Annotated in this window: 18 protein-coding genes; 4 read left to right on the forward strand and 14 right to left on the reverse strand. The window is 41.5% G+C overall.

The window, feature by feature from the left end:
* Positions 1-91 precede the first annotated feature (91 nt).
* The 4 genes from B3C94_RS07275 (at position 92) to B3C94_RS07290 (ending at position 6,116) form a co-directional block, all read left to right on the forward strand.
* Positions 92-1,915, forward strand: coding sequence for an aryl-sulfate sulfotransferase (locus B3C94_RS07275; protein WP_293901225.1), 1,824 nt, complete (start codon positions 92-94; stop codon positions 1,913-1,915).
* 28 nt (positions 1,916-1,943) lie between these two features.
* Positions 1,944-3,161, forward strand: coding sequence for a glycosidase (locus B3C94_RS07280; RefSeq protein ID WP_293901228.1), 1,218 nt, complete (start codon positions 1,944-1,946; stop codon positions 3,159-3,161).
* 114 nt (positions 3,162-3,275) lie between these two features.
* Positions 3,276-4,175: an endonuclease/exonuclease/phosphatase family protein gene (locus tag B3C94_RS07285; protein ID WP_293901231.1), complete on the forward strand. Its 900-nt coding sequence runs from the start codon at positions 3,276-3,278 to the stop codon at positions 4,173-4,175.
* Positions 4,176-4,217: 42 nt separating this feature from the next.
* On the forward strand, positions 4,218-6,116 hold the full coding sequence (locus tag B3C94_RS07290; RefSeq protein WP_293901234.1) for a sodium:solute symporter family protein: 1,899 nt from the start codon (positions 4,218-4,220) through the stop codon (positions 6,114-6,116).
* A 101-nt stretch (positions 6,117-6,217) separates the two neighbouring features.
* On the opposite strand, the gene B3C94_RS07295 is transcribed toward B3C94_RS07290, so the two are convergent.
* The 14 genes from B3C94_RS07295 to atpC all read right to left on the reverse strand — a co-directional run bounded on the left by B3C94_RS07295 (position 6,218) and on the right by atpC (position 22,101).
* On the reverse strand, positions 6,218-6,733 hold the full coding sequence (locus B3C94_RS07295) for a DUF2911 domain-containing protein (protein WP_046673725.1): 516 nt from the start codon (positions 6,731-6,733) through the stop codon (positions 6,218-6,220).
* A 156-nt stretch (positions 6,734-6,889) separates the two neighbouring features.
* The gene (gene ilvA / locus B3C94_RS07300; protein ID WP_293901241.1) at positions 6,890-8,137 is read right to left on the reverse strand and encodes a threonine ammonia-lyase IlvA; all 1,248 of its coding nucleotides are present in this window, start codon (positions 8,135-8,137) and stop codon (positions 6,890-6,892) included.
* Positions 8,138-8,350: 213 nt separating this feature from the next.
* Complete coding sequence (locus B3C94_RS07305; protein WP_293901245.1) at positions 8,351-9,514, reverse strand: 2-isopropylmalate synthase; 1,164 nt, start codon at positions 9,512-9,514, stop codon at positions 8,351-8,353.
* 42 nt (positions 9,515-9,556) lie between these two features.
* Complete coding sequence (gene leuB, locus B3C94_RS07310; protein WP_293901248.1) at positions 9,557-10,630, reverse strand: 3-isopropylmalate dehydrogenase; 1,074 nt, start codon at positions 10,628-10,630, stop codon at positions 9,557-9,559.
* Between the two features lie 178 nt (positions 10,631-10,808).
* On the reverse strand, positions 10,809-12,287 hold the full coding sequence (locus tag B3C94_RS07315; protein ID WP_293901251.1) for an ATP-binding cassette domain-containing protein: 1,479 nt from the start codon (positions 12,285-12,287) through the stop codon (positions 10,809-10,811).
* Positions 12,281-12,871, reverse strand: coding sequence for a 3-isopropylmalate dehydratase small subunit (gene leuD / locus B3C94_RS07320; protein WP_293901254.1), 591 nt, complete (start codon positions 12,869-12,871; stop codon positions 12,281-12,283). Before leuD ends, B3C94_RS07315 begins: the two co-directional genes overlap by 7 nt.
* Positions 12,872-12,881: 10 nt before the next feature.
* Positions 12,882-14,279, reverse strand: coding sequence for a 3-isopropylmalate dehydratase large subunit (gene leuC / locus B3C94_RS07325; protein WP_293901257.1), 1,398 nt, complete (start codon positions 14,277-14,279; stop codon positions 12,882-12,884).
* 135 nt (positions 14,280-14,414) lie between these two features.
* Positions 14,415-15,896 (reverse strand): ketol-acid reductoisomerase, encoded by a 1,482-nt coding sequence (gene ilvC, locus B3C94_RS07330; protein WP_075994367.1) that lies wholly within the window; start codon positions 15,894-15,896, stop codon positions 14,415-14,417.
* Between the two features lie 36 nt (positions 15,897-15,932).
* Entirely contained in the window at positions 15,933-16,406 is a 474-nt protein-coding gene (locus B3C94_RS07335; protein ID WP_286832216.1) for a DinB family protein, read from the reverse strand.
* A 14-nt stretch (positions 16,407-16,420) separates the two neighbouring features.
* Entirely contained in the window at positions 16,421-17,011 is a 591-nt protein-coding gene (ilvN, locus tag B3C94_RS07340) for an acetolactate synthase small subunit (protein ID WP_293901266.1), read from the reverse strand.
* 8 nt (positions 17,012-17,019) lie between these two features.
* Positions 17,020-18,762: a biosynthetic-type acetolactate synthase large subunit gene (gene ilvB, locus B3C94_RS07345; protein ID WP_293901268.1), complete on the reverse strand. Its 1,743-nt coding sequence runs from the start codon at positions 18,760-18,762 to the stop codon at positions 17,020-17,022.
* Positions 18,763-18,880: 118 nt separating this feature from the next.
* Positions 18,881-20,581 (reverse strand): dihydroxy-acid dehydratase, encoded by a 1,701-nt coding sequence (gene ilvD, locus B3C94_RS07350; protein WP_293901271.1) that lies wholly within the window; start codon positions 20,579-20,581, stop codon positions 18,881-18,883.
* Positions 20,565-21,455, reverse strand: coding sequence for a branched-chain amino acid transaminase (locus tag B3C94_RS07355; RefSeq protein ID WP_293901274.1), 891 nt, complete (start codon positions 21,453-21,455; stop codon positions 20,565-20,567). The genes ilvD and B3C94_RS07355 overlap by 17 nt, the downstream gene beginning before the upstream one ends.
* A gap of 397 nt (positions 21,456-21,852) precedes the next feature.
* Positions 21,853-22,101: an ATP synthase F1 subunit epsilon gene (gene atpC / locus B3C94_RS07360; RefSeq protein WP_293901277.1), complete on the reverse strand. Its 249-nt coding sequence runs from the start codon at positions 22,099-22,101 to the stop codon at positions 21,853-21,855.
* Positions 22,102-22,110 lie beyond the last annotated feature (9 nt).

The following is a 22,110-nucleotide window of genomic DNA, read 5'->3' on the forward strand; positions in this document are numbered from 1 at the left end:
GATTCCACAGTTGAGTGTTAGTTTTTTCCGGTAGGGGAGTAGATGCCTCTGCCGGAATACTTTTTAAAAATTCTTTTAAACAATAATAAGTATGATTGCAGTACAACGAATGTATAGTATGCGCTTCGTTGCGATTTTTCCCACTATGTGCTGTTTGTTTTTAATGTTGTTTTCTTGTAAAAAGGACAGGGAAACAACGAAGGAATTGTCTTCTAAGCTGGTCTTAATATCCAAAATCGATGCAGGGGAATTATTACTTGATGTCAATCAGCATGCACAAGAATATATCTTCAACTTTGAGAAAGGAACCGTAAATGTGCCGGCAGTGGATATCTTAAAGATGAATACCGATCTTGCCCATTGGCGTACAAACTTTACATTTAGCGATGGTTCGGAGTTAGCAATACCTACCAAGGGCACTGCTCTCGATTTTATTGTTGAAAATATTAAACTGGATCCTTCGGGGTATAATCCGTTGGCAGCAATGGTGAACGTGGAGTTACCTACTTATGGACGTGTGCGGGTAACGGTACATGGTAAACATGGCCCATTAGGCACGATTACCCATTTGTGCCATGAGGAGACTCCTCGTCAAGGCGTACCTATATTGGGTTTGTATGCCGACTACGATAATGTAGTCGATCTTGCATTTACAGATCGGGAAGGTAATGAACGCGGTAGTACAACTGTTCATATCCGTACGCAGGCGGTCACATTACAAGATTTTCCCAAATGGAAGATCGTCAAAGGACAAACCGATAAAATGGAACCTGGGGTCAATTTGGTGAGTTATCCTGGGATGAGTGAGCTGGATACCTCGTTGCCGTATATGCTCGATAATGAAGGCGAATTGCGCTGGCTGCTGCTGTTGAAAAAATCACCAGATTTACAAAAGTTTGCCGGATCAATAGGTCTTAAGCGAACCAAAAAAGGAACTTTTATTTCCGGTGATCAGTCACAACAGCGTGTCGTTGAAATGGATCTATTCGGAAATTTGGTGAATCAATGGGATCTCGCCAAACTGGGCTATGGATTCCACCATGAAATTACCGAGGCTGCCAATGGGAATTTCCTGATCAATGTAACCAAAGCGAGTGCACGGTTAAACAATGGAGAGCCTCGCATTAATGACTTTATCATCGAATTGAATCCGCAAACAGGGGTGTTGGTTAACGAGTGGGATCTGGCCAAGCAGCTAGACACGACGCGTTACATCAAGCCTGATGGTATTACACCGCCAGCTTTTTCGCAGAGCCCAAATAACTGGGCGCATAATAATTCGATTACAGAAATAGGAGAAGATTTACTGGCTACGGCACGTTATCAGGGAATCTTTAGCTATAATCATTCGGGAACGACGCAATGGATTATATCGCCGCATAAAAATTGGGGCGCCAAATATCAGAACTTGTTGTTAAAGCCAATAGCGGAAGACGGTACTGCAATTACAGACCCAGCGGCGATCAATGGCGATGCTGCGGTTGCTGGTTTTGATTGGCCTTGGGGGCCACATACTCCTGTAGCCTTGAGCAAGGATCGCATTTTAGTTTTTGACAATGGGTATAATCGGCAATGGAAATCTAATTTTGCCCCGGGGGTGAACAGCTATAGCCGGGTCGTGGAATACAAAGTTGACCTGGCGAATAGAACAGTGCAACAAGTATGGTCTTATGGCAGGGATCGCGGAGCGCAAGGCTTTTCGCAGGCCATATCCGGCGTACAATATTTGGGGCAAACTGGACACGTTTTATTTTGTCCGGGTATGGGGGTAGCCACTTCTATTGGTTCGGGCGGACGTGTTGTGGAGATTGATCCGAATACCAAGGAAGTGATATTCGATCTTGAGATCGCCACAGGCAGCGGTACTGCATTTCATCGTGTGACACGGATGCCACTTTATCCCGAAAACTTGTAAAGTAACTTTTTTGAACTGAACTAAATTTATGGCCGAATCATTTGAACGTCAGCAAGCTTATATTATCGAATCACAACGTTTATTATTGGAAAGAGCCAATGTCGAACTGTCCAATCCAGGGAAAATTGTTAAGCGTTATCTATATCCTGTTGTTACTAAAGAACATATCCCGTTGACCTGGCGTTATGATTTTAATCCCTTGACAAATCCTCTTTTTTTAGAACGGATCGCTTTCAATTCAACAATGAATGCGGGGGCACTCTATTGGCAAGGCAAGTATCTTTTATTTGTTCGTGTTGAAGGTGCTGATCGAAAATCATTTTTTGCGATAGCAGAAAGTGAAAATGGGGTGGATAATTTCCGTTTTTGGGATCAGCCTTTATCTCTTCCGGATTGGGATCAAGAGGAAACGAATGTATATGATATCCGGCTGACTGCTCATGAAGACGGTTGGGTGTATGGTATTTTTTGCAGTGAAAAACGAGATGCAGCAGCAGCTCCTGGGGATCTCTCCAGTGCAGTTGCTTCAGCAGGCATCATTCGATCGAAAGATTTAAAGCACTGGGAGCGTTTGCCCAATTTGAAGGCGAGTAGTCAACAGCGAAATGTCGTATTACATCCCGAATTTGTACAGGGGAAATATGCTTTGTATACACGACCGCAGGATGATTTTATCCTGGCAAAACGCGGTGGTGGAATTGGATGGTCATTGATTGATGATATTAAAAATGCTGTTGTTGTTGAAGAACAGATTATAAATAAGCGTTTTTATCACACAATTAAGGAACTGAAAAATGGTGAAGGTCCAGCACCTTTAAAAACAGCAAAGGGATGGTTACACCTCGCCCATGGTGTGCGTGGGACAGCTGCAGGCTTACGTTATGTGCTGTATATTTATCTGACCAGTCTGGATGATCCAAGCCAATTGATCGCCGAGCCTGCAGGTTATCTGATGGCCCCGGAGGGAGAGGAACGGATCGGTGATGTTTCCAATGTGTTATTTTCCAACGGTTGGATCATGAATGCTGACGGTATAGTTTATATCTACTACGCATCGAGTGACACACGAATGCATGTCGCCGTATCTTCGGTCGACCGGCTTTTGGATTACTGTCTAAACACAGCATCCGACGGCCTTCGTTCGGCAACCTCGGTTGACAATGTCCTGCAGCTTATTGGCCGAAATGCTTTATATGCAAGGGGAGAATCCGAAATTTGTTCACCAGACAATGTGAAACAGGCTTGATAATAGGATGCGAAATTGAAAGCCGACCTTCTATTTTAGATCGCATAGCTCGGCTTGTCGTTAGTTATATAAAACTTATTGTTAGTTAAAAAATCGATATTTAGGAATACACAAATGAGAAATTTGATCAAGTTTTATTGGACTATTGCTTTGCTTTTTCTATGTTTTACAGCGAAATCGCAGGTGAATCATCGGATGAAGATCATTTCCTATAATATCTGGAACGGATTTGAACATACGAAGGCAAAGGCAGATAAATTTGTCCATTGGATCGGGCAGCAACAGCCAGATATTGTCGCTTTGGAAGAACTGGTAGATTTTAAAGAAGCCGATCTTCAGCAGTTAGCCAGGTCCTATGGACATCATTATAGCATTTTACTCAAAGAGAAGGGCTATCCGGTAGGGATCACATCTCGCTATCCGATTACCCTGATCAAAGCCCAGGAGGGTGAGTTTTGGCATGGCATGCTGCATGTTAAAATTAAAGATATTGACATTATAGTCACACATCTCAGTCCCTTTTCCTGGAAGTATCGTTTAAAGGAAGCGCAACAGATTGTGGATTATATAAAAAATAATCACCTCGACAACTGTATGATTATGGGTGATCTCAATGCTTATTCTCCGTTAGATGCAATTTGGCTGGAACGCAAAGACCACTTAAGGAAGAACTTGCTGAATTGGGATCTGGCACATCCGGAATATGGCAATATGCGTGGACAGCGTTTCGATTATAGTGTACTGTCGACTTTTATGGCAGCGGGTTTTGATGATTGTATTGGACGTATGGTATTTCCAGAAAATAAGCGGGTCAGTTTTCCGACAGCAACACTTTATGGCTGGAATTGGGGCGACAGTCGGATAACAGCGGTGGCTGAAAGGCTTGATTATATTTTGTTGTCGGAATCGTTGTCACCCTTGGCCAAGGAGGTCGAGGTCCATAATGGCCCTGATCTTGAAGGAATATCAGATCATTATCCAGTTTCAGTCGTGATCGGCCAATTGGAGAAATAGAAATATAATTGTAGATTGCGGTTGACCACGAGAAGAATATTCATGGAACTTTCCGTAATAGATATAATTATCATCGTCAGCTATTTGTTGACGATGATTGTCATTGGCCTGATTCTTAAAAAACGAGCTTCAAAGGATCTCGATTCCTATTTTTTAGGGGGGAAATCCCTTCCTTACTATATGTTGGGTATTTCCGATGCATCGGGGATGTTCGATATTTCGGGCACGATGTGGATGGTTTATCTTGCCTTTGTCTATGGTCTCAAGAGTATGTGGATTCCTTGGTTATGGCCGGTCTTTAATCAGATTTTCCTGATGGTTTACCTTTCCATCTGGCTGCGCCGTTCCAATGTGCTGACAGGTGCTGAATGGATTCGCACCCGTTTTGGACATGGTAAGGGGGCAGATGGGGCTTATACAATCGTGATTTTATACGCCATTGTAGCGGTAATGGGTTTCCTATGTTATGGGTTTATCGGAATCGGTAAATTTATGGAGGTGTTTTTCCCCTGGGAACAGCTGTCACGATTTGTTCCATTGACCATTGACCCTATGCATGTTCCCCAACTTTATGGCATATTTTTCACAGCAATCACGACTTTTTATGTGATGCTTGGCGGTATGCATAGTATTGTTTGGGCAGATATGGTGAAGTTTGCTATCATGATCGTATCCGGTATTGCTATTGCCGTGATTGCGATGCAGCAGGTGAGTCCCGAATTGTTGGCTGCCAATACACCTGCGGGATGGGATTCTCCTTTCTTTGGCTGGCACTTGGATATGGACTGGAGCAACTTACTCCCTTCCATTATGGACCGAATAGCCGATGATCAATATAATCTGTTTACGGTATTTGTGATGATGATGCTTTTCAAAGGTATTTTTATGAGTATGGCCGGGCCCGCGGCCAACTATGATATGCAAAAGATTCTAGCCTGTAGGTCGCCAAAAGAAGCTGCATTAATGAGTGGATCGGTATCTGTTATCTTACTGATCCCACGTTATCTGATGATTATGGGCTTTACGGTATTGGCTCTTGTCTTCTTTAGGGATGAGTTTAGCGCGATGGGAAACCATATGGATTTTGAGATCATCTTGCCTAAAGCGATCAGCCGTTTTGGAAAGGTTGGCTTGACTGGTTTACTATTGGCGGGACTTCTTGCTGCTTTTATGTCTTCTTTTGCTTCAACGATAAATGCTGCGCAAGCATATTTGGTCAATGATGTCTTGTTGAAATTTTTTTATCGTTCGGCTTCGCCTAAAAAACAGATTCGGTTGAGTTATATTGTTTCTGTTTCTGTGGTTGTCTGCAGCACGATCATCGGATTATATGTCCAAAACATCAATTCGGTACTGCAATGGATCGTTTCAGCACTCTATGGTGGATATATTGCTGCGAATGTGCTCAAATGGCATTGGTGGCGATTTAATGGGACCGGATTTTTTTGGGGAATGTTGACTGGTATATTCGGTGCGATTATTCTGCCCCAGTTTTTCCCCCATACTTTGCCGCTTTATTATTTCCCCTTTTTGTTTGTCCTATCGTTGCTGGGTTGTCTGATGGGGACCTGGGTATCCAAACCTACTGAAGACAACGTGCTTGTCGATTTTTATATCCGCGTTCGCCCATGGGGATTTTGGGGGCCAATCCATCAAAAAGCGTTGGAAAAATATCCTGATCTTAAAAGGAACAATCATTTTAAGCGCGATCTATTTAATGTAGGTGTGGGAATTATATGGCAGTGCTGTTTGACCTTGATACCCATGTACATTGTCATTCAACAAGGGCAGGGTTTAATGACCAGCATACTAATTTTGGGTATTACCACACTCGTTCTTAAAAAGAACTGGTATGATAAGATGTGTCAAGATGAGGTTGATTACGATGCTTTTATGACAAAATATGGAATGAATAAAACGGATCAAAAATTTGTAAAATAAGAAAGGACTGAGAAAGGGATCATGTAATCGGACGGCCTGTCGTTTGATTAAAAAATGGTTCGATCGTACCGTACCGATTACCTTGACGATGTGTTATGCGTTTAGTTGCTCGCTTTAACCGTAAACGGAACGACATACTGTCCCCATTCTAAAGAGACGGTTCCTTGCGGAGTTGCATTGATCTTAAATTGTTCCTGTGAATTGCTTGCTGTGGCATTGCTAACAGAAACACGTAGGGCATCTTCGTTGGCATCATATTTTGTTCCCCACTGATTCCACACTTTATTGAACATGATCGTCGTTTCATGTTCTCCCGGGATGCTGTAAAGACCATATTTTCCAGCGGCTAATTTCTTGCCTTCAACCAATACGTCTTTATTGAATTCGATGGTGGTGGCTTCATTTGCACCTGTGCGCCATACAATGCCGATAGGGGCAATATCAACACCGAGCTGACGGCCTTTCAGAGAAGGACGGCTGTAATTGATATCGATTGTGACACCGTCAGTCGTGGTTACCTTGGTATTGTCTGGAGGACTTGGACGTTTGCTTTTGTCCGTCTGCGCAAAGGTAAGTTGCCCAATTAAGGTCAGAATTGTTAAAATTAGTACTCTCATTTTTCGTGTATTTTTGATTAAACAATTAAATATAAGATTTTTAGGTGATGGAATTGTTAGTTTTTTTTGAATATTTGGGGAATGGCAATTGTATTCTTATAAACAGAAAAAGCCCGTGATTTGTGCACGAGCTTTTTTCTGTTTATACGCTTTTACTTATACAAGGTATTCAAACAGCGTTTGGTCTTTGTTGATTTCAATGACATCAAACTTATATTCTTTCATGCGTTCGATCAGCGTCTCGTAATCCTCAGGTTTGTTGAGCTCGATACCGACTAGCGCTGGACCTCTTTCGCGTTCGGTTTTTTTGATAAACTCAAAACGGGTAATATCATCCTTGGGTCCCAATACTTCAGAAACAAAGAGTTTTAATGCTCCAGGGCGTTGTGGGAAACGAACGATAAAATAATGTTTGTACCCTTCGTAAAGTAGAGACAATTCTTTGATTTCACTCATGCGGTCGATATCGTTGTTTCCACCGGATATGATGCAGACGACTTTCTTACCTTTAATTTCATCTTTGTGAAATTCAAGCGCAGCTACGGATAAAGCACCCGCGGGCTCAACAACAATTGCATCCTTATTGTACAGCTCTAGGATACAGGTACAGATCTTTCCTTCAGGAATCGAACGTGTGTCATCCAACAATTGTTTGGCAATTTCGAAGGTCGTTGCACCGATTTTTTTTACTGCGGCTCCATCAACAAATTTGTTGATATGCTCGAGTTCGATCGGTGCGCCATGTGTCAGGGCCGCTTGCATGGAAGGTGCTCCTTCAGGCTCTACACCGTAACATTTGATTGCTTTGTTTTTGCTTTTCAGGTAATAGCTCGCGCCCGCAGCTAGACCGCCACCACCGATAGGAATAAATATAGCATCCATATCGGGAAGATCTTGTAAAGCTTCAACGGCTACGGTACCTTGTCCTTCCACAACTTTGAGGTCATCAAATGGTGGGATAAAAGTCATGCCATGCTCCTGTGTGTAAGCTAGCGCCGCTTTTTGACAGTCGTCAAAAGTATCGCCGGTCAAGATGATTTCGACGTTACCGTTGCCCCACATCTCTGTTTGTGAAATCTTTTGGCGTGGTGTAGGACCGGGCATAAATATCACACCTTTGATGTCGAGTTTATTGCAGGAGAAAGCAACGCCTTGGGCGTGGTTACCTGCACTCGCACATACAACGCCGCGTTGTCGCTCTTCCGCTGTTAAGGAGATAATTTTATTGTAGGCACCGCGTAATTTATAGGAACGTACGACTTGTAAATCTTCCCGTTTGAGATAGACTTCGGCACCGTATTTTTCGGACAGATGCCGATTATATTGAAGCGGTGTTCTGTTGACCACAGACTTGATGCGCTCAAGTGTAGCTTCTGAATTAATGTTTAAGGTTGATAGATTCATTGTTAGATGATTGCCTAGTTAAGGTAGCAAATAAAACGCAGATATTCGCTGTTATATGATAGATTCTACCTATACAGTGTTTAAATTGAATTGATTTTGAATAGAAGACCGTCTGAACACATGCTAAAATAATAATCAGCTATGCGTCCTGTGGATCCTTTTAAAAAATGTACTTATGATAAAAAAAGGCTGCATCTGCAGCCTTCCTTTTTTTTATATTTTTTCCTGGATGAGGCTTTTTAGGTCATCATCACAAATATTTTTCTTTTCGTCGGCCAAAACCAAGAAGCGTTGATAGCAATCTGCTAAATCATCTTTTTCAAGATGGAAGCCTAAACGTTCCAAATGATGTTTAAGTGCATGTCTTCCCGAACGGGCCGTTAAGATGATATCAGCTTCAACTAGACCGACATCTTCAGGTCTGATGATCTCATAGTTTTCACGGTGTTTTAAGAAGCCATCCTGATGTATACCCGAGCTATGAGCGAAGGCATTGCGGCCAACAATCGCTTTATTCGGTTGTACAGGCATGTTCATCATGTCACTTACCTTGCGGGATAAGTACGTAAACATGCGGCTATCAATATTTGATGTTAAACTTCCAAATGCTTGGTTGTGCACTTTCAGAATCATGGCCACTTCTTCAAGGGATGTGTTTCCTGCACGTTCACCTATACCGTTGATGGTACATTCTACCTGACGGGCACCATTTTGTATCGCAGCAATAGAATTTGCAGTTGCAAGTCCCAAGTCATTATGGCAATGTGCTGAAATAATGGCCTGATCGATATTGCGTACATTTTCCTTGAGGTATTTGATTTTTGAACCATATTGATCTGGTAAACAATAACCATTTGTATCAGGGATGTTGACTACGGTAGCGCCGGCAGCAATCACCGATTCAACCATCTTAGCTAGAAATTCCAAGTCTGCTCGACCGGCATCTTCTGCGTAAAACTCCACATCTTCCACATAGGATTTGGCATGTTTTACAGCCGCAACGGCACGTTCTAAAATTTCTTCTCTTGTGCTGTTGAATTTATATTTGATATGCATGTCCGAAGAACCAATACCGGTATGGATACGTGGGCGTTTGGCATATTTTAATGCCTCGGCAGCTACGTCAATATCGTTTTGGTTGGCACGGGTCAATGCACATATAATGACATCGTTTACCGCTTTAGATAATTCTACCACCGATTGAAAATCACCAGGGCTAGACACTGGGAAACCGGCTTCGATAATATCCACCCCTAGTTTTTCCAGGTCTTTAGCGATCTCAATTTTCTCTGGAGTAGTTAATTGGCAGCCTGGTACCTGTTCGCCATCACGTAAGGTGGTGTCGAAAATGTAAAGATGATTAGGATCGTGTAACATAATTTCTTAATTCAAAAAGATTTACAAATTAAAAAGGGTATACTATTTAATAAACTCCAATACTTTTTCACCCATTTCCTGAGTACCTAAGATTTTTGAAGTCTCTGTGCTGCTATTGGCAATATCACCAGTTCTCCAACCTGCTTTTAATGTTTCAGCAACAGCGTTGGTAACAGCTTTAGCTTCCTCTTGTAGACCAAAGCTAATATCAAGCATCAAGGCTGCAGATAAAATTGAAGCCAGTGGATTTGCTTTATTTTGACCAGCGATATCGTGTGCAGAGCCGTGAATAGGTTCGAAGAAGCCTGTGCCATCACCTACGGAAGCAGAGGCCAACATACCCATTGAGCCTGCGATCTGTGATGCTTCGTCTGTCAAGATATCACCAAAAAGATTGGCTGTCAATACCACATCGAATTTCTTCGGATTTTTCACCAATTGCATGGCCGCATTATCGATAAACATGTGCTCGGTTTCAACATCCGGATATTCTTTTGCGATTTCCTGTACAACTTCTCTCCACAGGCGGGATGTTTCCAATACATTGGCTTTATCAACAGAGCATAGCCTTTTGTTACGTGTACGTGCTGCATCGTAAGCTTTACGTGCGATACGCTCAACTTCGTAACGGTGGTAGTTCATCAAATCTGAAGCGAAGGTGTTGTCTTCGTTGCGGTTCTTCTCACCAAAATAGACGTCTCCGGTCAGTTCGCGGAAGAAAAGAATATCTGTTCCTTGAAGAATTTCAGGCTTTAAACTTGAAGCATCCAATAACTCATCGAATAAAAGGATTGGACGAAGATTTGCGTAAAGACCTAGTTCCTTACGGATTTTCAACAAGCCTTGTTCAGGTCTTACTTTAGCAGAAGGATCATTATCATACTTGATATGGCCAATGGCGCCGAAAAGGATCGCGTCAGAAGCTTTTGCTTTCGCTAATGTTTCATCAGGAAGAGGGTTGCCCGTAGCCTCAATCGCAGTATGGCCCATGATAGCTTCATCAAAGCTGAATTCATGACCATAATTTTCACCGATTTTTTCTAAAACTTTTTTACCCCAAGTTGTTACTTCTTGGCCGATGCCGTCTCCAGGTATGATTAAAATATTTTTCTTCATTGTATTTTTAGTATTGAGCTATCAGAGATAGGTATATGGAAACTTTGGAAGATAGGTATACGACCTATTGAATTGTCTTTATTTTTGACTTTTGATTTCCAATGTTTTGCCGATATCTTAATGCTCTTTTTATTTTTTTTGTTCTTATTTTCAAATTAATTGAAGTTTTCCACATTTTTTATGTTGATAAAGCCTCTTTTTTGTGGATAACTTCGCGTACAGCCTTTACTTCTCCCTTTTCCAGCACAATTTTATTGTCAATACAAGTTGGCAACTGGGTTTGGAAGTGGCCTACATATATAAGGGTTTGACCGCTTTTACTGAGATCATCAATGACGTCATTGAAATATTGGGTTTGCTCTTTGTCCAGCCCTTGACAGGGTTCGTCCAAAATCAGCAACTCAGGATGTTTCACAATCGTGCGAGCCAATAGAACCAAACGTTGTTGGCCTAAAGGTAAAGATCCCAATGTTTTGTGTTTAACCTCCTTGAGATCAAAAAAATGGAGAATTTGCTCCAGCTTTTGCTGTTGTTCAAATCCTAATCGTTGGTAGAGGCTCATGGAGTCAAAAAATCCCGAAGCGATAGTCTGGCCAACATTGGCATTCATATCGTAATACCAATGTAATTCAGGAGATATGATTCCCAAGTGTTCTTTGATGTCCCAGATACTTTCTCCAGATCCTCTTTTTTTGCCAAAAAGATGGATATCATTGGCGTAAGCCTGTGGATGATCTCCGTTGATTAAGCTGAGCAACGTAGATTTTCCTGAACCATTATGTCCTTGTAGCAACCATTTTTCGCCGGCTTTTACTTCCCAGTCAATATTCTTTAAGACTTGTTTTTCGCCGTATGAAATATTGATCTTATTCATTTTTACCATGACCTGGGAGGATACTTGAGGAGCCTGTTGCAGAAAATAAGGCAGCGCCTTTCTTGTTCGGGGCAAACCTTTGGATAGCTCTTCACTACGTTGGCGAGTCACGATTTTCCCTTCCTGAATCTCTGCAAAACGATTGATGCAGTTGGGCTGTTCGTCATCATTACTGATCAACAACAAGGTGACACCCTTATCCGCAAGCTGATCGAAAATCTGATTGAGATCTTTTCTAGACTGTGCATCTAGTCCTGTATAAGGCTGGTCAATAATGAGCACCTGAGGTTGAAGCCACAAGGCTTTGATCAATTGCAGTCTTTTGTGTTCACCACTCGAAAGTTCAATCAATTGCTGATCTTTGAAATTCTCGAATCCAAAAATGTTCAGGTAAGAACGTACGTTTTCAAAAGAAAGCTGTTCTTCCTGTGCAAAATGTTTCAACTCGGCGAAAACTGTTAATGTATCGTTTTTTGCAAATTTGTTGTAGCGCTGTTGATAATAGAAATTGCGATCGCCTTCAAGATTGGTAAACTGAAACCAATTGGAAACGTAATGAATTTTTGCCGGCAATAGGCTCGTTGGGTCAAGGTGGAATTTGATCTCGCCTTCATACTTCAATTGCCCGGCAATCGCTTTTGCAAGTGTGGTTTTTCCTGTACCGCTCGGACCGCCTAAGATCCATTGCTCGCCAGGAAAAATTTGCCAATTTAAGTCTTGCAGTACGGTATCTTTACCGTACTGAATGGTTAAATTGGCAATATGGACGACAGGATCTACCATTGTCTGTTTGCTTCAAATGCTTCGATTGAATCTTTTTGATTAAGGATAAAATCAATGTCATCATATCCATTGATCAAGCATGATTTTTTGTATGGATTGATTTCAAATTCAAATTGATCGCCTGTTTCTGTCAACATGACTGTTTGTTTCTCCAGATCGACGATGATTTCTGTTTTAGGATTTTGCTGTACCAATTCGAAGATTTTTCCTAAAAATTCTTCCGGTACCTGAATCGGTAATACACCATTGTTAAGGGCATTTCCTTTGAATATATCGGCAAAGAATGAGCTGATGACCACATCAAAACCATAGTCTTGAATAGCCCATGCGGCATGTTCGCGGCTTGAACCACAACCAAAGTTCTTACCGGCAACCAATATTTTCCCTGTATAGGTCGGGTTGTTCAATACAAAGTCAGTTTTAGGCTGATTGTCGGTATCAAAACGCCAGTCGCGGAATAAATTATCACCAAAACCTTCACGCGTAGTCGCTTTTAGAAAACGTGCGGGAATAATTTGATCAGTATCAATATTTTCGATAGGTAGAGGGACTACCTGGGACGTTAAAGTTTCAAATTTTTTCATTTTTTTCTGCTTAGATCAACTCTCTTACATCTGTTACTTTACCTGTTACTGCCGCTGCTGCTGCTGTCAAAGGAGATACCAGCATGGTGCGGGCATTCGGTCCCTGACGCCCTTCGAAATTTCTATTTGAAGTCGAAACGCAATATTTACCAGCAGGGATCTTATCTTCGTTCATACCTAAACATGCCGAACATCCTGGTTCACGTAGCTGGAATCCTGCCGCTTCAAATATTTTATCCAAGCCTTCTTCTTTAGCTTGTTTTTCTACTTGTTTTGAGCCTGGTACAATCCATACTTCAACGTCTTGAGCTTTTTGTTTGCCTTGGACGAATGAAGCTACTTCACGTAAATCTTCAATACGGGAATTGGTACAACTTCCGATGAAAACATAATCAACACGGTTACCTAGTACGACAGAATCATCTTTAAAGCCCATGTAATCCAATGCTTTTTGGTACGATGGTCTTTCTGATTCCGGTTGTGCGTTAGTAGCAGGGATATGTTCTGCGATACCCATACCCATGCCAGGATTAGTACCGTACGTAATCATTGGCGCAATGTCAGCTGCGTCAAAAGTCAATACTTTATCAAAGATGGCATCTTCGTCAGAATATAATGTTTTCCAGTAGGCAAGAGCCTTGTCCCATTCTTCACCTTTCGGTGCGAATTCACGGCCTTCCACATAGTCAAAAGTGATTTGATCCGGAGCAATTAAGCCTCCGCGAGCTCCCATTTCTATACTCATGTTACAGATGGTCATACGCGCTTCCATGCTTAATGAGCGGATTGCTGAACCAGCATATTCTATAAAGTAACCTGTACCACCCGCAGCAGAAATTTTGGAGATGATATATAGGATGATATCTTTTGCTCCAACACCTTTTTGAAGGGTGCCGTTAACTTCGATTTTCATTGTTTTTGGCTTCGACTGCAATAAACATTGTGTAGCGAAGACCTGTTCAACTTGAGAGGTTCCGATACCAAAAGCAATAGCTCCAAAAGCACCATGCGTGGAGGTATGGCTATCGCCACACACCATTGTTTTACCCGGTAGGGTAATACCCAGCTCCGGACCAATAACGTGTACAATCCCTTGGTATGGATGCCCCAAACCATATAATTCAATGCCAAATTCAGCACAATTTTTGGTGAGCATATCAACTTGATAACGGGATAGCTCTTCTTTGATCGGTAAATGTTGGTTGAGTGTCGGTACGTTGTGGTCGGCAGTAGCTACCGTTTGCTTTGGACGAAAAACTGGGATTCCTCTTTTGCGCAAGCCATCAAAAGCTTGAGGTGAAGTAACCTCATGAATCAAGTGGGTATCGATATATATAATATCCGGAAACCCTTCTTCACGTTTGACGACGTGAGCATCCCAAATCTTTTCTACTAATGTTTTTGACATTTTTTATTCTCTCTTATGTTATTTTCATATAAATCAAGGTGATATTGTAAATGTCTCAATATCACCCCGATTTCAATATTCTAAATTACGAAATATTCATGATTTTTGGCGCATGTATAATTTCGTTTGAACTTTCTAAACAGTTTTAATTGCTTTCATAGCCGTCATCGCTTTACGTAATTTGCGGCCAACGATTTCTACGGGGTGATCACGTAAAATTTCGTTGATAACAACCAATTGTGCATTGTCAACTGCTGCGTCTCTACCTTCATTGAAGTTCTTACCTACTAAATCCGTATCAACAGTTTTCATGAAGTCTGCCAACAAAGGTTTACAAGCTTGGTCGAATAAGTAACAACCGTATTCTGCTGTATCAGAAATGACACGGTTCATTTCGAACAACTTCTTACGAGCGATTGTGTTAGCAATCAATGGTGTTTCGTGCAATGATTCGTAATAGGCTGATTCTGGTTTGATACCTGCTTCAACCATTGTTTCGAATGCCAATTCCACACCTGCACGGATGAAAGCAACCATCAATGTGTAGTTGTCGAAATACTCTTGTTCGTTGATTTTAACATCACCGGCTGGCGTTTTTTCAAATGCAGTTTCGCCAGTTTCGGCTCTCCATTTCAATAGGTTTGCATCACCGTTTGCCCAGTCTTCCATCATCGTCTTGCTAAAGTGACCTGACATGATATCATCTTGGTGTTTTTGGAATAAAGGACGCATGATATCTTTCAATTCTTCAGAGATCTCAAATGCTTTCACTTTAGCAGGATTGCTCAAACGGTCCATCATACCGCTTACGCCACCATGTTTCAAGGCTTCAGTGATAACTTCTACACCGTATTGTACCAATTTGGATGCATAACCAGCTTCGATGCCTTTCTCGATCATTTTGTCGAAAGATAAGATCGAACCTGTTTGCAACAATCCACAAAGAATCGTTTGCTCACCCATCAAATCTGATTTTACCTCAGCTACGAATGAAGATTTCAATACACCAGCTTTGTGTCCACCTGTTCCTACACAGTATGCTTTTGCTTCAGCCCAGCCTTTTCCTTGCGGATCATTCTCTGGGTGAACAGCGATCAAAGTAGGAACACCAAAACCACGAAGGTACTCTGCACGAACCTCAGAACCTGGACATTTTGGAGCAACCATGATGACAGTAATATCTTTACGGATTTGCATACCTTCTTCAACGATGTTGAAACCGTGTGAATACGATAATGTAGCGCCTTCTTTCATCAAAGGCATGACAGCGTTGATTACTGAAGTATGTTGTTTATCTGGAGTCAAGTTGATAACTAAATCCGCAGATGGGATCAATTCTTCGTAAGTGCCTACGTTAAAGTTGTTGTCTGTAGCATTTTTCCAAGAATCTCTTTTTTGTTCAATAGCTTCTTTACGTAAAGCATAAGAAACGTCCAATCCGCTATCTCTTAAGTTTAAACCTTGGTTCAAGCCTTGTGCACCACATCCTACGATTACGATTTTTTTACCTTTTAAAGCATTTACACCATCCGTGAATTCGGTGTTATCCATGAATTCAGCGTGACTTAATTGTTCTAACTGCTCTCTAAGCGGTAAGGTGTTGAAATAATTTGCCATTGTTTTACTTTCTTTCTGTTATGGGTTGTTGATTATTTATTTTAATTCTTGTACTAATCTGCGTTGTGCCATGGCGTAACCGAAATGAACGTTGTCGTGTCCTGATGTCAGGGCAATGACCTCTTCGATCGTGTCCATCGGATAACCATAGGTCGCCGTTGAAAAGGAGGTGATTTCTCCGAAAACACCGTTCTCATAGTCAGCAGCAATTTGCTCAATACTGCGGATTGCGATTTCTTTCAATTCATCAACCTCTGCTTGTTCAACAAAGCGGGTTGGCTTGGTGTCTTTTTTATAATCTTCGTTATAGTTCACCCAAGTCGTATCGGCCTTGATTCCCGTACGGACATAGACCAAGGTCTGTGTACTGACGACAATGTGCGCAAAATTCCAAATGATATTGTTGTTAAATCCCGCGGGAATTTTGTTAAGCTGTTCAATGGAAAGACCGTCAAGTAATTCAATGAATTTTTGACGTGACTTTAAGATAAATTTAAATGTCTCTTGCATAATACTATTAAAGCTTACATTGTAAATACATCATCTCTTTTGTCGAGATACTCGTTTTCTACAATTTCTAGCGATGGTTCCTTGGCTTCAAACTGAACCAATTTGGAATGGAAACCTGCACTATCTTTAATGATAGCGATACGTGCGCCACGGACAAATTCGATCAAACCATATTTGGTCAATTCTTCTGTCAACTTATCGATCTCCTCGCGGTGACCTGCAGTTTCAAAGACGATGTAGTCGTTGCGGATCACAACAACATTGGCACCATATTGACGTAATAAACGTTCTACATATACTTTTTCATTGACCACATCCGCAGGTACTTTATACAGCGCCTGTTCTTGCCAGATCACTTCATCATTGGTGTTGTAATAGGCCTTAAGGATATCAATCTGTTTTTCCAGTTGACGACAAAGCTTACGTAGAACATCTTCAGCCTCCGTGATTACGATGGTAAAACGATGTATTCCTTCTACTTCAGAAGGGGAAGTATTCAAGCTTTCAATATTGATTTTTCTTCTTGAAAAAATTGTTGAGATCCGACCGATAAGACCGATTGAATTCTCTGTATATAAGGTGATGGTATATTCTTGTTTTTCCATGTTAAATTCTACTTTAAACGTATCTCAGATACCGATGTTCCTTGTGCAACCATTGGGAATACATTGTTTTCCTTACCTACCATCACTTCCAATAGATATGCTCCGTCGTGATCAATCATGGTTTTCAGGGCATTACGTAAGTCTTTACGTTCCGAAATCTTCTGACCGTCGATGTAATAGCCTTTCGCTACAGCAACAAAGTCAGGACTCGTGATATTCACGAATGAATAACGTCTGTCATGGAACAATTGCTGCCACTGGCGTACCATGCCCAAGAATTCATTGTTGAGGATCATGATTTTGACTTTTGCACCAAATTGCATAATCGTTCCGAGCTCTTGGATCGTCATTTGTATACCACCATCACCGATGATTGCTACGACAGTTTTCTCTGGCGCGCCATACCAGGCACCGATTGCTGCTGGAAGACCAAAGCCCATTGTACCTAAGCCTCCTGAGGTTACATTCGATTTGCTGTTGTTGAATTTAGCATAGCGACAGGTTACCATTTGGTGTTGACCGACGTCCGTTGTAATGATCGCATCACCACCCGTCAATTCATTCAACACATTGATGACCTCACCCATGGTCATAATATCGGTTTGTGGGTGGAGTTCATTTTGGATGACTTCCTTGATTTCTTCTTTTTCAAGTTCACGGAATTGTTCCAACCAAGCGGAGTGATCTGTAGCGTTAACCAATTCCGTCAGCATTGGAAGTGACTCCTTACAGTCGCCCCATACAGGTACGGTTGTCTGTACGTTTTTGTCAATCTCTGCCGGGTCTATATCCAAATGGATTACTTTTGCCTGTTTGGCATATTTGTCCAAACGACCTGTTACACGGTCATCGAAACGCATACCGATGGCTATTAAAACATCACATTCATTGGTCATGACATTCGGCGCATAGTTACCATGCATCCCTAACATGCCCACGTGAAGTTTATGATCCGTTGGAAGTGCACTTAAGCCCATGACAGTGGATGCTGAAGGAATGCCAGTTTTCTCGATAAAAGCTTTGAATTCTTCCTCTGCTTTTCCAAGTATAATTCCTTGTCCAAAAAGAACAAACGGTTTTTTTGCATTGTTGATTAACTCGGCTGCTTGCTCAACATATTCTTTACGAACTTGTGGTGCAGGTCTGTAGCTACGTACGTGGTTGCATTTTTCATAACCGAAGTAATCGAACAATTGTAGCTGTGCATTTTTGGTAATATCGATCAATACCGGCCCTGGACGACCAGTGCTAGCGATATAAAATGCTTTTGCGAGTGCAGCTGGAATTTCAGTTGCGTCGGTGACTTGGTAGTTCCATTTGGTGACCGGTGCCGTGATATTGATGACATCTGTTTCCTGAAAAGCATCTGTTCCCAATAGTGAAGCAAAGACCTGACCGGTAACACAGACGATAGGGTTACTATCGATCATGGCATCAGCCAGTCCAGTAACTAAGTTTGTTGCTCCAGGACCACTTGTCGCAAAGACGACGCCTGTACGACCTGAAGTTCTTGCATAACCTTGCGCCGCGTGGATTCCACCTTGTTCATGGCGCACTAAAATATGCTTCAGACGATCCGTATAATCATAAAGGGCATCATAGATTGGCATAATTGCGCCTCCAGGATAACCAAATACGGTATCAACTCCTTCGCTCAATAAGGCCTCCAATACAGCTTTCGATCCCGAAATTTGTGTCGGAGTTTGCTGCGCTGTAGCGGCCTTATTTTCTGTTATTTCCAGTGTACTCATTACGTTGATTTTTTTATTGTTGATTATTCAGTCTTTTTAGTATTTAGATATTAGATCTGAGACATTAAGCGTCGATTGTTTAGGTCTCTATTTGCTTAATGTCTCTGTTTTTTATTTTCTATTGATCCGTTACACAGCCTTCTGAGGCATCGGCAACAGTTTTAGCGTATTTGTATAAAACTCCTTTGCTAACTTTTAACGCTGGTTGTACCCAAGCGGCACGGCGTTGCGCGATCTCTTCATCGGAAAGCAGCACATTGATGCTATTATTCACGGCATCGATCTCGATAATGTCATCATCATTTACAAGACCGATCAATCCACCTTTGTAAGATTCTGGTGTGATATGTCCTACGACAAAACCATGTGTTCCACCCGAGAAACGGCCATCGGTGATTAAAGCAACAGATTTACCAAGGCCGGCACCAATAATCAAGGAGGTTGGTTTAAGCATTTCAGGCATGCCTGGGGCTCCAACAGGGCCTTCATTTTTGATCACGACAACATCTCCTGGTTTGATTCTACCAGATGCGATGCCCGCTACTAAATCATGCTCTCCATCGAATACGCGTGCAGGACCAGTGAATTTTTCACCTTCTTTGCCGGAGATCTTGGCAACAGAACCTTTCTCTGCTAAGTTTCCGTAAAGAATCTGTAAGTGTCCTGTAGCCTTAATAGGATCGCTCAATGGTTTGATAATTGGTTGATCATATTCCATGATTGATTTAACATCAGCCAAGTTCTCAGCGACCGTTTTTCCTGTTACCGTGATACAGTCACCATGAAGTAAACCTTCATTTAAAAGATATTTCATGACAGCCGGAGTTCCACCAAATTGCTGAAGATCTTGCATCAAGTATTTACCAGATGGTTTGAAGTCAGCCAATACAGGGGTTTCATCGCTCATACGTTGGAAGTCGTCTTGCGTGATGTCTACACCGACAGCTTTACCGATCGCAATGAAGTGAAGTACAGCATTGGTACTACCACCCAAGATAACAATGGTACGTAGCGCGTTTTCAAATGCTTTACGTGTCATGATATCAGATGGTTTGATATCTTTCTCAAGCAGGGTACGGATATGTTTACCTGCGTCTAAACATTCATTTTTCTTTTCTTCGGAGATCGCAGGGTTGGAAGATGAGTAAGGTAGACTCATTCCCAAAGCTTCGATGGCAGAAGCCATGGTGTTGGCTGTATACATACCACCACACGCACCAGCGCCAGGACAAGTATGTTTGATGATGCCTTCATAGTCTTCGTCAGAAAGATTTCCGCAGATGCGTTGTCCCAATGCTTCAAAGGCAGACACAATATTTAATTCTTCGCCTTTGTAGTGGCCTGGAGCAATAGTACCTCCATATACCATCAAAGAAGGGCGGTCCAAACGGGCCATTGCCATAATTGCACCAGGCATGTTTTTGTCACAGCCAGGAATAGAGATCAAGCCATCATAATATTGTCCGCCACAGATCGTTTCGATGCTATCGGCAATCACGTCACGGCTTACCAACGAATAACGCATACCGTCTGTACCATTGCTCATACCGTCGCTGACGCCAATGGTTCCAAAGGTCAAACCCACTAAATCATTGTTCCAAACGCCTTTTTTGACGATTTGTGCCAAATCATTTAAGTGCATATTACACGTATTACCATCATATCCCATGCTGGCAATACCGACCTGTGCTTTCTCCATGTCGGCATCCGTAAGACCGATACCGTAAAGCATTGCTTTTGCAGCAGGTTGCGTTTCGTCTTGTGTAAATGTACGGCTGTATTTGTTCATTGTGTTTTCGCCGTTAGATGATGACTTCATAATTTTCGTTCTCTAATACTAAATTTTTATATCTTCTTTGGATTGATGCACCGATGCTATGTTCCCACGCTTCTTTATAGATGACATCATCGACTTGTTTGATTCCGATTATTTCTGCGGCGGTCCCACATAAGAAGGCGCTATCTGCAGTATAAATATCTTCTACGGTCAGTTGCTTTTCAACGACTTCGAAATTCAGTTTTTTGCAGATGTTTTTTACGGTCTGGCGTGTAATGCCCGGGAAGATATTCTTCGTGGGCGGTGTATAGATTTTGAAATCCTTTTCGATGAAAATATTTTCACTGGACGCTTGGGCAACGTAACCTTCATGGTCGAGCATTAATGCTTCGTCATAACCTTTTTTGATGGCTTCTGTTGTAGCAAGAATAGAGTTAACGTACTGTCCAGAGATCTTCGAATCAATTTTAAACGACTTTGGATTAGGTCTTTTGATGTCGGAAATACATACGCGTAATAAGTTTTGGCCAAGATATGGTCCCCATTCCCATGCGGCAATCATGATGTTTGCTTCGGTTGATGAGGTGAGGTGCATATTCGAACCTGTCAATACCAACGGACGTATGTAGGCTTCTCTTAGGTTGTTGATGGCCAAGAGCTCATAACAAGTGTCGATTAGTTCCCGGTTACTCCAGCGATAGGGGATATTAACCGCTTCACATGATTTCTTTAAGCGATCGAAATGCTTATCGGCTTTAAAAATACGAGGGCCATTGTGGGTGTTGTACGCGCGTAAACCATCGAACACGGCATATCCATAATGCAGCGACTGAGCAAAGGGATCTAATGCAACCTCTGAAGCTTTTTTGAAAGCTCCATCCAAATAAATCAATGTGTTTTTGTCGTAATATTTCATAACCCAAAATTTACCTTAGTATAATAGTTCCCTTTGTTCTGGTTTTGGTGGTAAATCATGCTATCTCAAGTTTCTATAAAAACTTTCGATTTTCATTTCCTCAAGGTAGCAGGAATTACAATAATTGGCAATAGGTAAAGTGCTAATTTTGCATTTAGAATAAAATTTTATTATTTATTTTTATTCAAAATTTTATTTTTAATTTTATGCTTATTTTCGGTTTTATATTTTGTTAGTCGTATACCGTATTTAAAATTGGTCTACAAGGTCAGAAAATTATTTTTTGTTACAATGGCCAATTTTCTTCCTAAAATGAAGAAAATGTCAAAAAAACTTTAAAAAAAAAGCTTCCGATATTTCTATCGGAAGCTTTTAAATTTTATAAAATCGATTTGATTTAATCTCCGATAATTCCTTCAGCAAGCACGGTAATGACATTGTCTTTTGCTTCCACAACACCACCTTTAATGAACACTTCTTGTTCACCTTTACCTTGTTGAATAATTACTTTTCCATCTTCCAAAGTAGAAACAATGGCAGCATGGTCTTTCAAAATCTGGAAAGAGCCTGCAGAGCCAGGTACAGTAACAGATGTTACTTCGCCTTCGAATGCTAATTTGTCTGGAGTGATAATTGTTAATTTCATTATTCTTAG

The organism is Sphingobacterium sp. UBA5670, from assembly GCF_002420705.1.
Taxonomy (GTDB): Bacteria; Bacteroidota; Bacteroidia; order Sphingobacteriales; family Sphingobacteriaceae; genus Sphingobacterium.

What these genes read in the sequence shown, in the direction of transcription:
- B3C94_RS07355 (WP_293901274.1), bottom strand. Translation starts at nt 21,455, where the DNA reads ATGAAATATTACGACAAAAACACATTGATTTATTTGGATGGAGCTTTC.
- ilvD (WP_293901271.1), bottom strand. Translation starts at nt 20,581, where the DNA reads ATGAAGTCATCATCTAACGGCGAAAACACAATGAACAAATACAGCCGT.
- ilvB (WP_293901268.1), bottom strand. Translation starts at nt 18,762, where the DNA reads ATGAGTACACTGGAAATAACAGAAAATAAGGCCGCTACAGCGCAGCAA.
- B3C94_RS07335 (WP_286832216.1), bottom strand. Translation starts at nt 16,406, where the DNA reads ATGCAAGAGACATTTAAATTTATCTTAAAGTCACGTCAAAAATTCATT.
- ilvA (WP_293901241.1), bottom strand. Translation starts at nt 8,137, where the DNA reads ATGAATCTATCAACCTTAAACATTAATTCAGAAGCTACACTTGAGCGC.
- B3C94_RS07290 (WP_293901234.1), top strand. Translation starts at nt 4,218, where the DNA reads ATGGAACTTTCCGTAATAGATATAATTATCATCGTCAGCTATTTGTTG.
- leuC (WP_293901257.1), bottom strand. Translation starts at nt 14,279, where the DNA reads ATGTCAAAAACATTAGTAGAAAAGATTTGGGATGCTCACGTCGTCAAA.
- B3C94_RS07275 (WP_293901225.1), top strand. Translation starts at nt 92, where the DNA reads ATGATTGCAGTACAACGAATGTATAGTATGCGCTTCGTTGCGATTTTT.
- B3C94_RS07305 (WP_293901245.1), bottom strand. Translation starts at nt 9,514, where the DNA reads ATGTTACACGATCCTAATCATCTTTACATTTTCGACACCACCTTACGT.
- B3C94_RS07285 (WP_293901231.1), top strand. Translation starts at nt 3,276, where the DNA reads ATGAGAAATTTGATCAAGTTTTATTGGACTATTGCTTTGCTTTTTCTA.
- B3C94_RS07280 (WP_293901228.1), top strand. Translation starts at nt 1,944, where the DNA reads ATGGCCGAATCATTTGAACGTCAGCAAGCTTATATTATCGAATCACAA.
- leuD (WP_293901254.1), bottom strand. Translation starts at nt 12,871, where the DNA reads ATGAAAAAATTTGAAACTTTAACGTCCCAGGTAGTCCCTCTACCTATC.
- B3C94_RS07295 (WP_046673725.1), bottom strand. Translation starts at nt 6,733, where the DNA reads ATGAGAGTACTAATTTTAACAATTCTGACCTTAATTGGGCAACTTACC.
- atpC (WP_293901277.1), bottom strand. Translation starts at nt 22,101, where the DNA reads ATGAAATTAACAATTATCACTCCAGACAAATTAGCATTCGAAGGCGAA.
- ilvC (WP_075994367.1), bottom strand. Translation starts at nt 15,896, where the DNA reads ATGGCAAATTATTTCAACACCTTACCGCTTAGAGAGCAGTTAGAACAA.
- ilvN (WP_293901266.1), bottom strand. Translation starts at nt 17,011, where the DNA reads ATGGAAAAACAAGAATATACCATCACCTTATATACAGAGAATTCAATC.
- B3C94_RS07315 (WP_293901251.1), bottom strand. Translation starts at nt 12,287, where the DNA reads ATGGTAGATCCTGTCGTCCATATTGCCAATTTAACCATTCAGTACGGT.
- leuB (WP_293901248.1), bottom strand. Translation starts at nt 10,630, where the DNA reads ATGAAGAAAAATATTTTAATCATACCTGGAGACGGCATCGGCCAAGAA.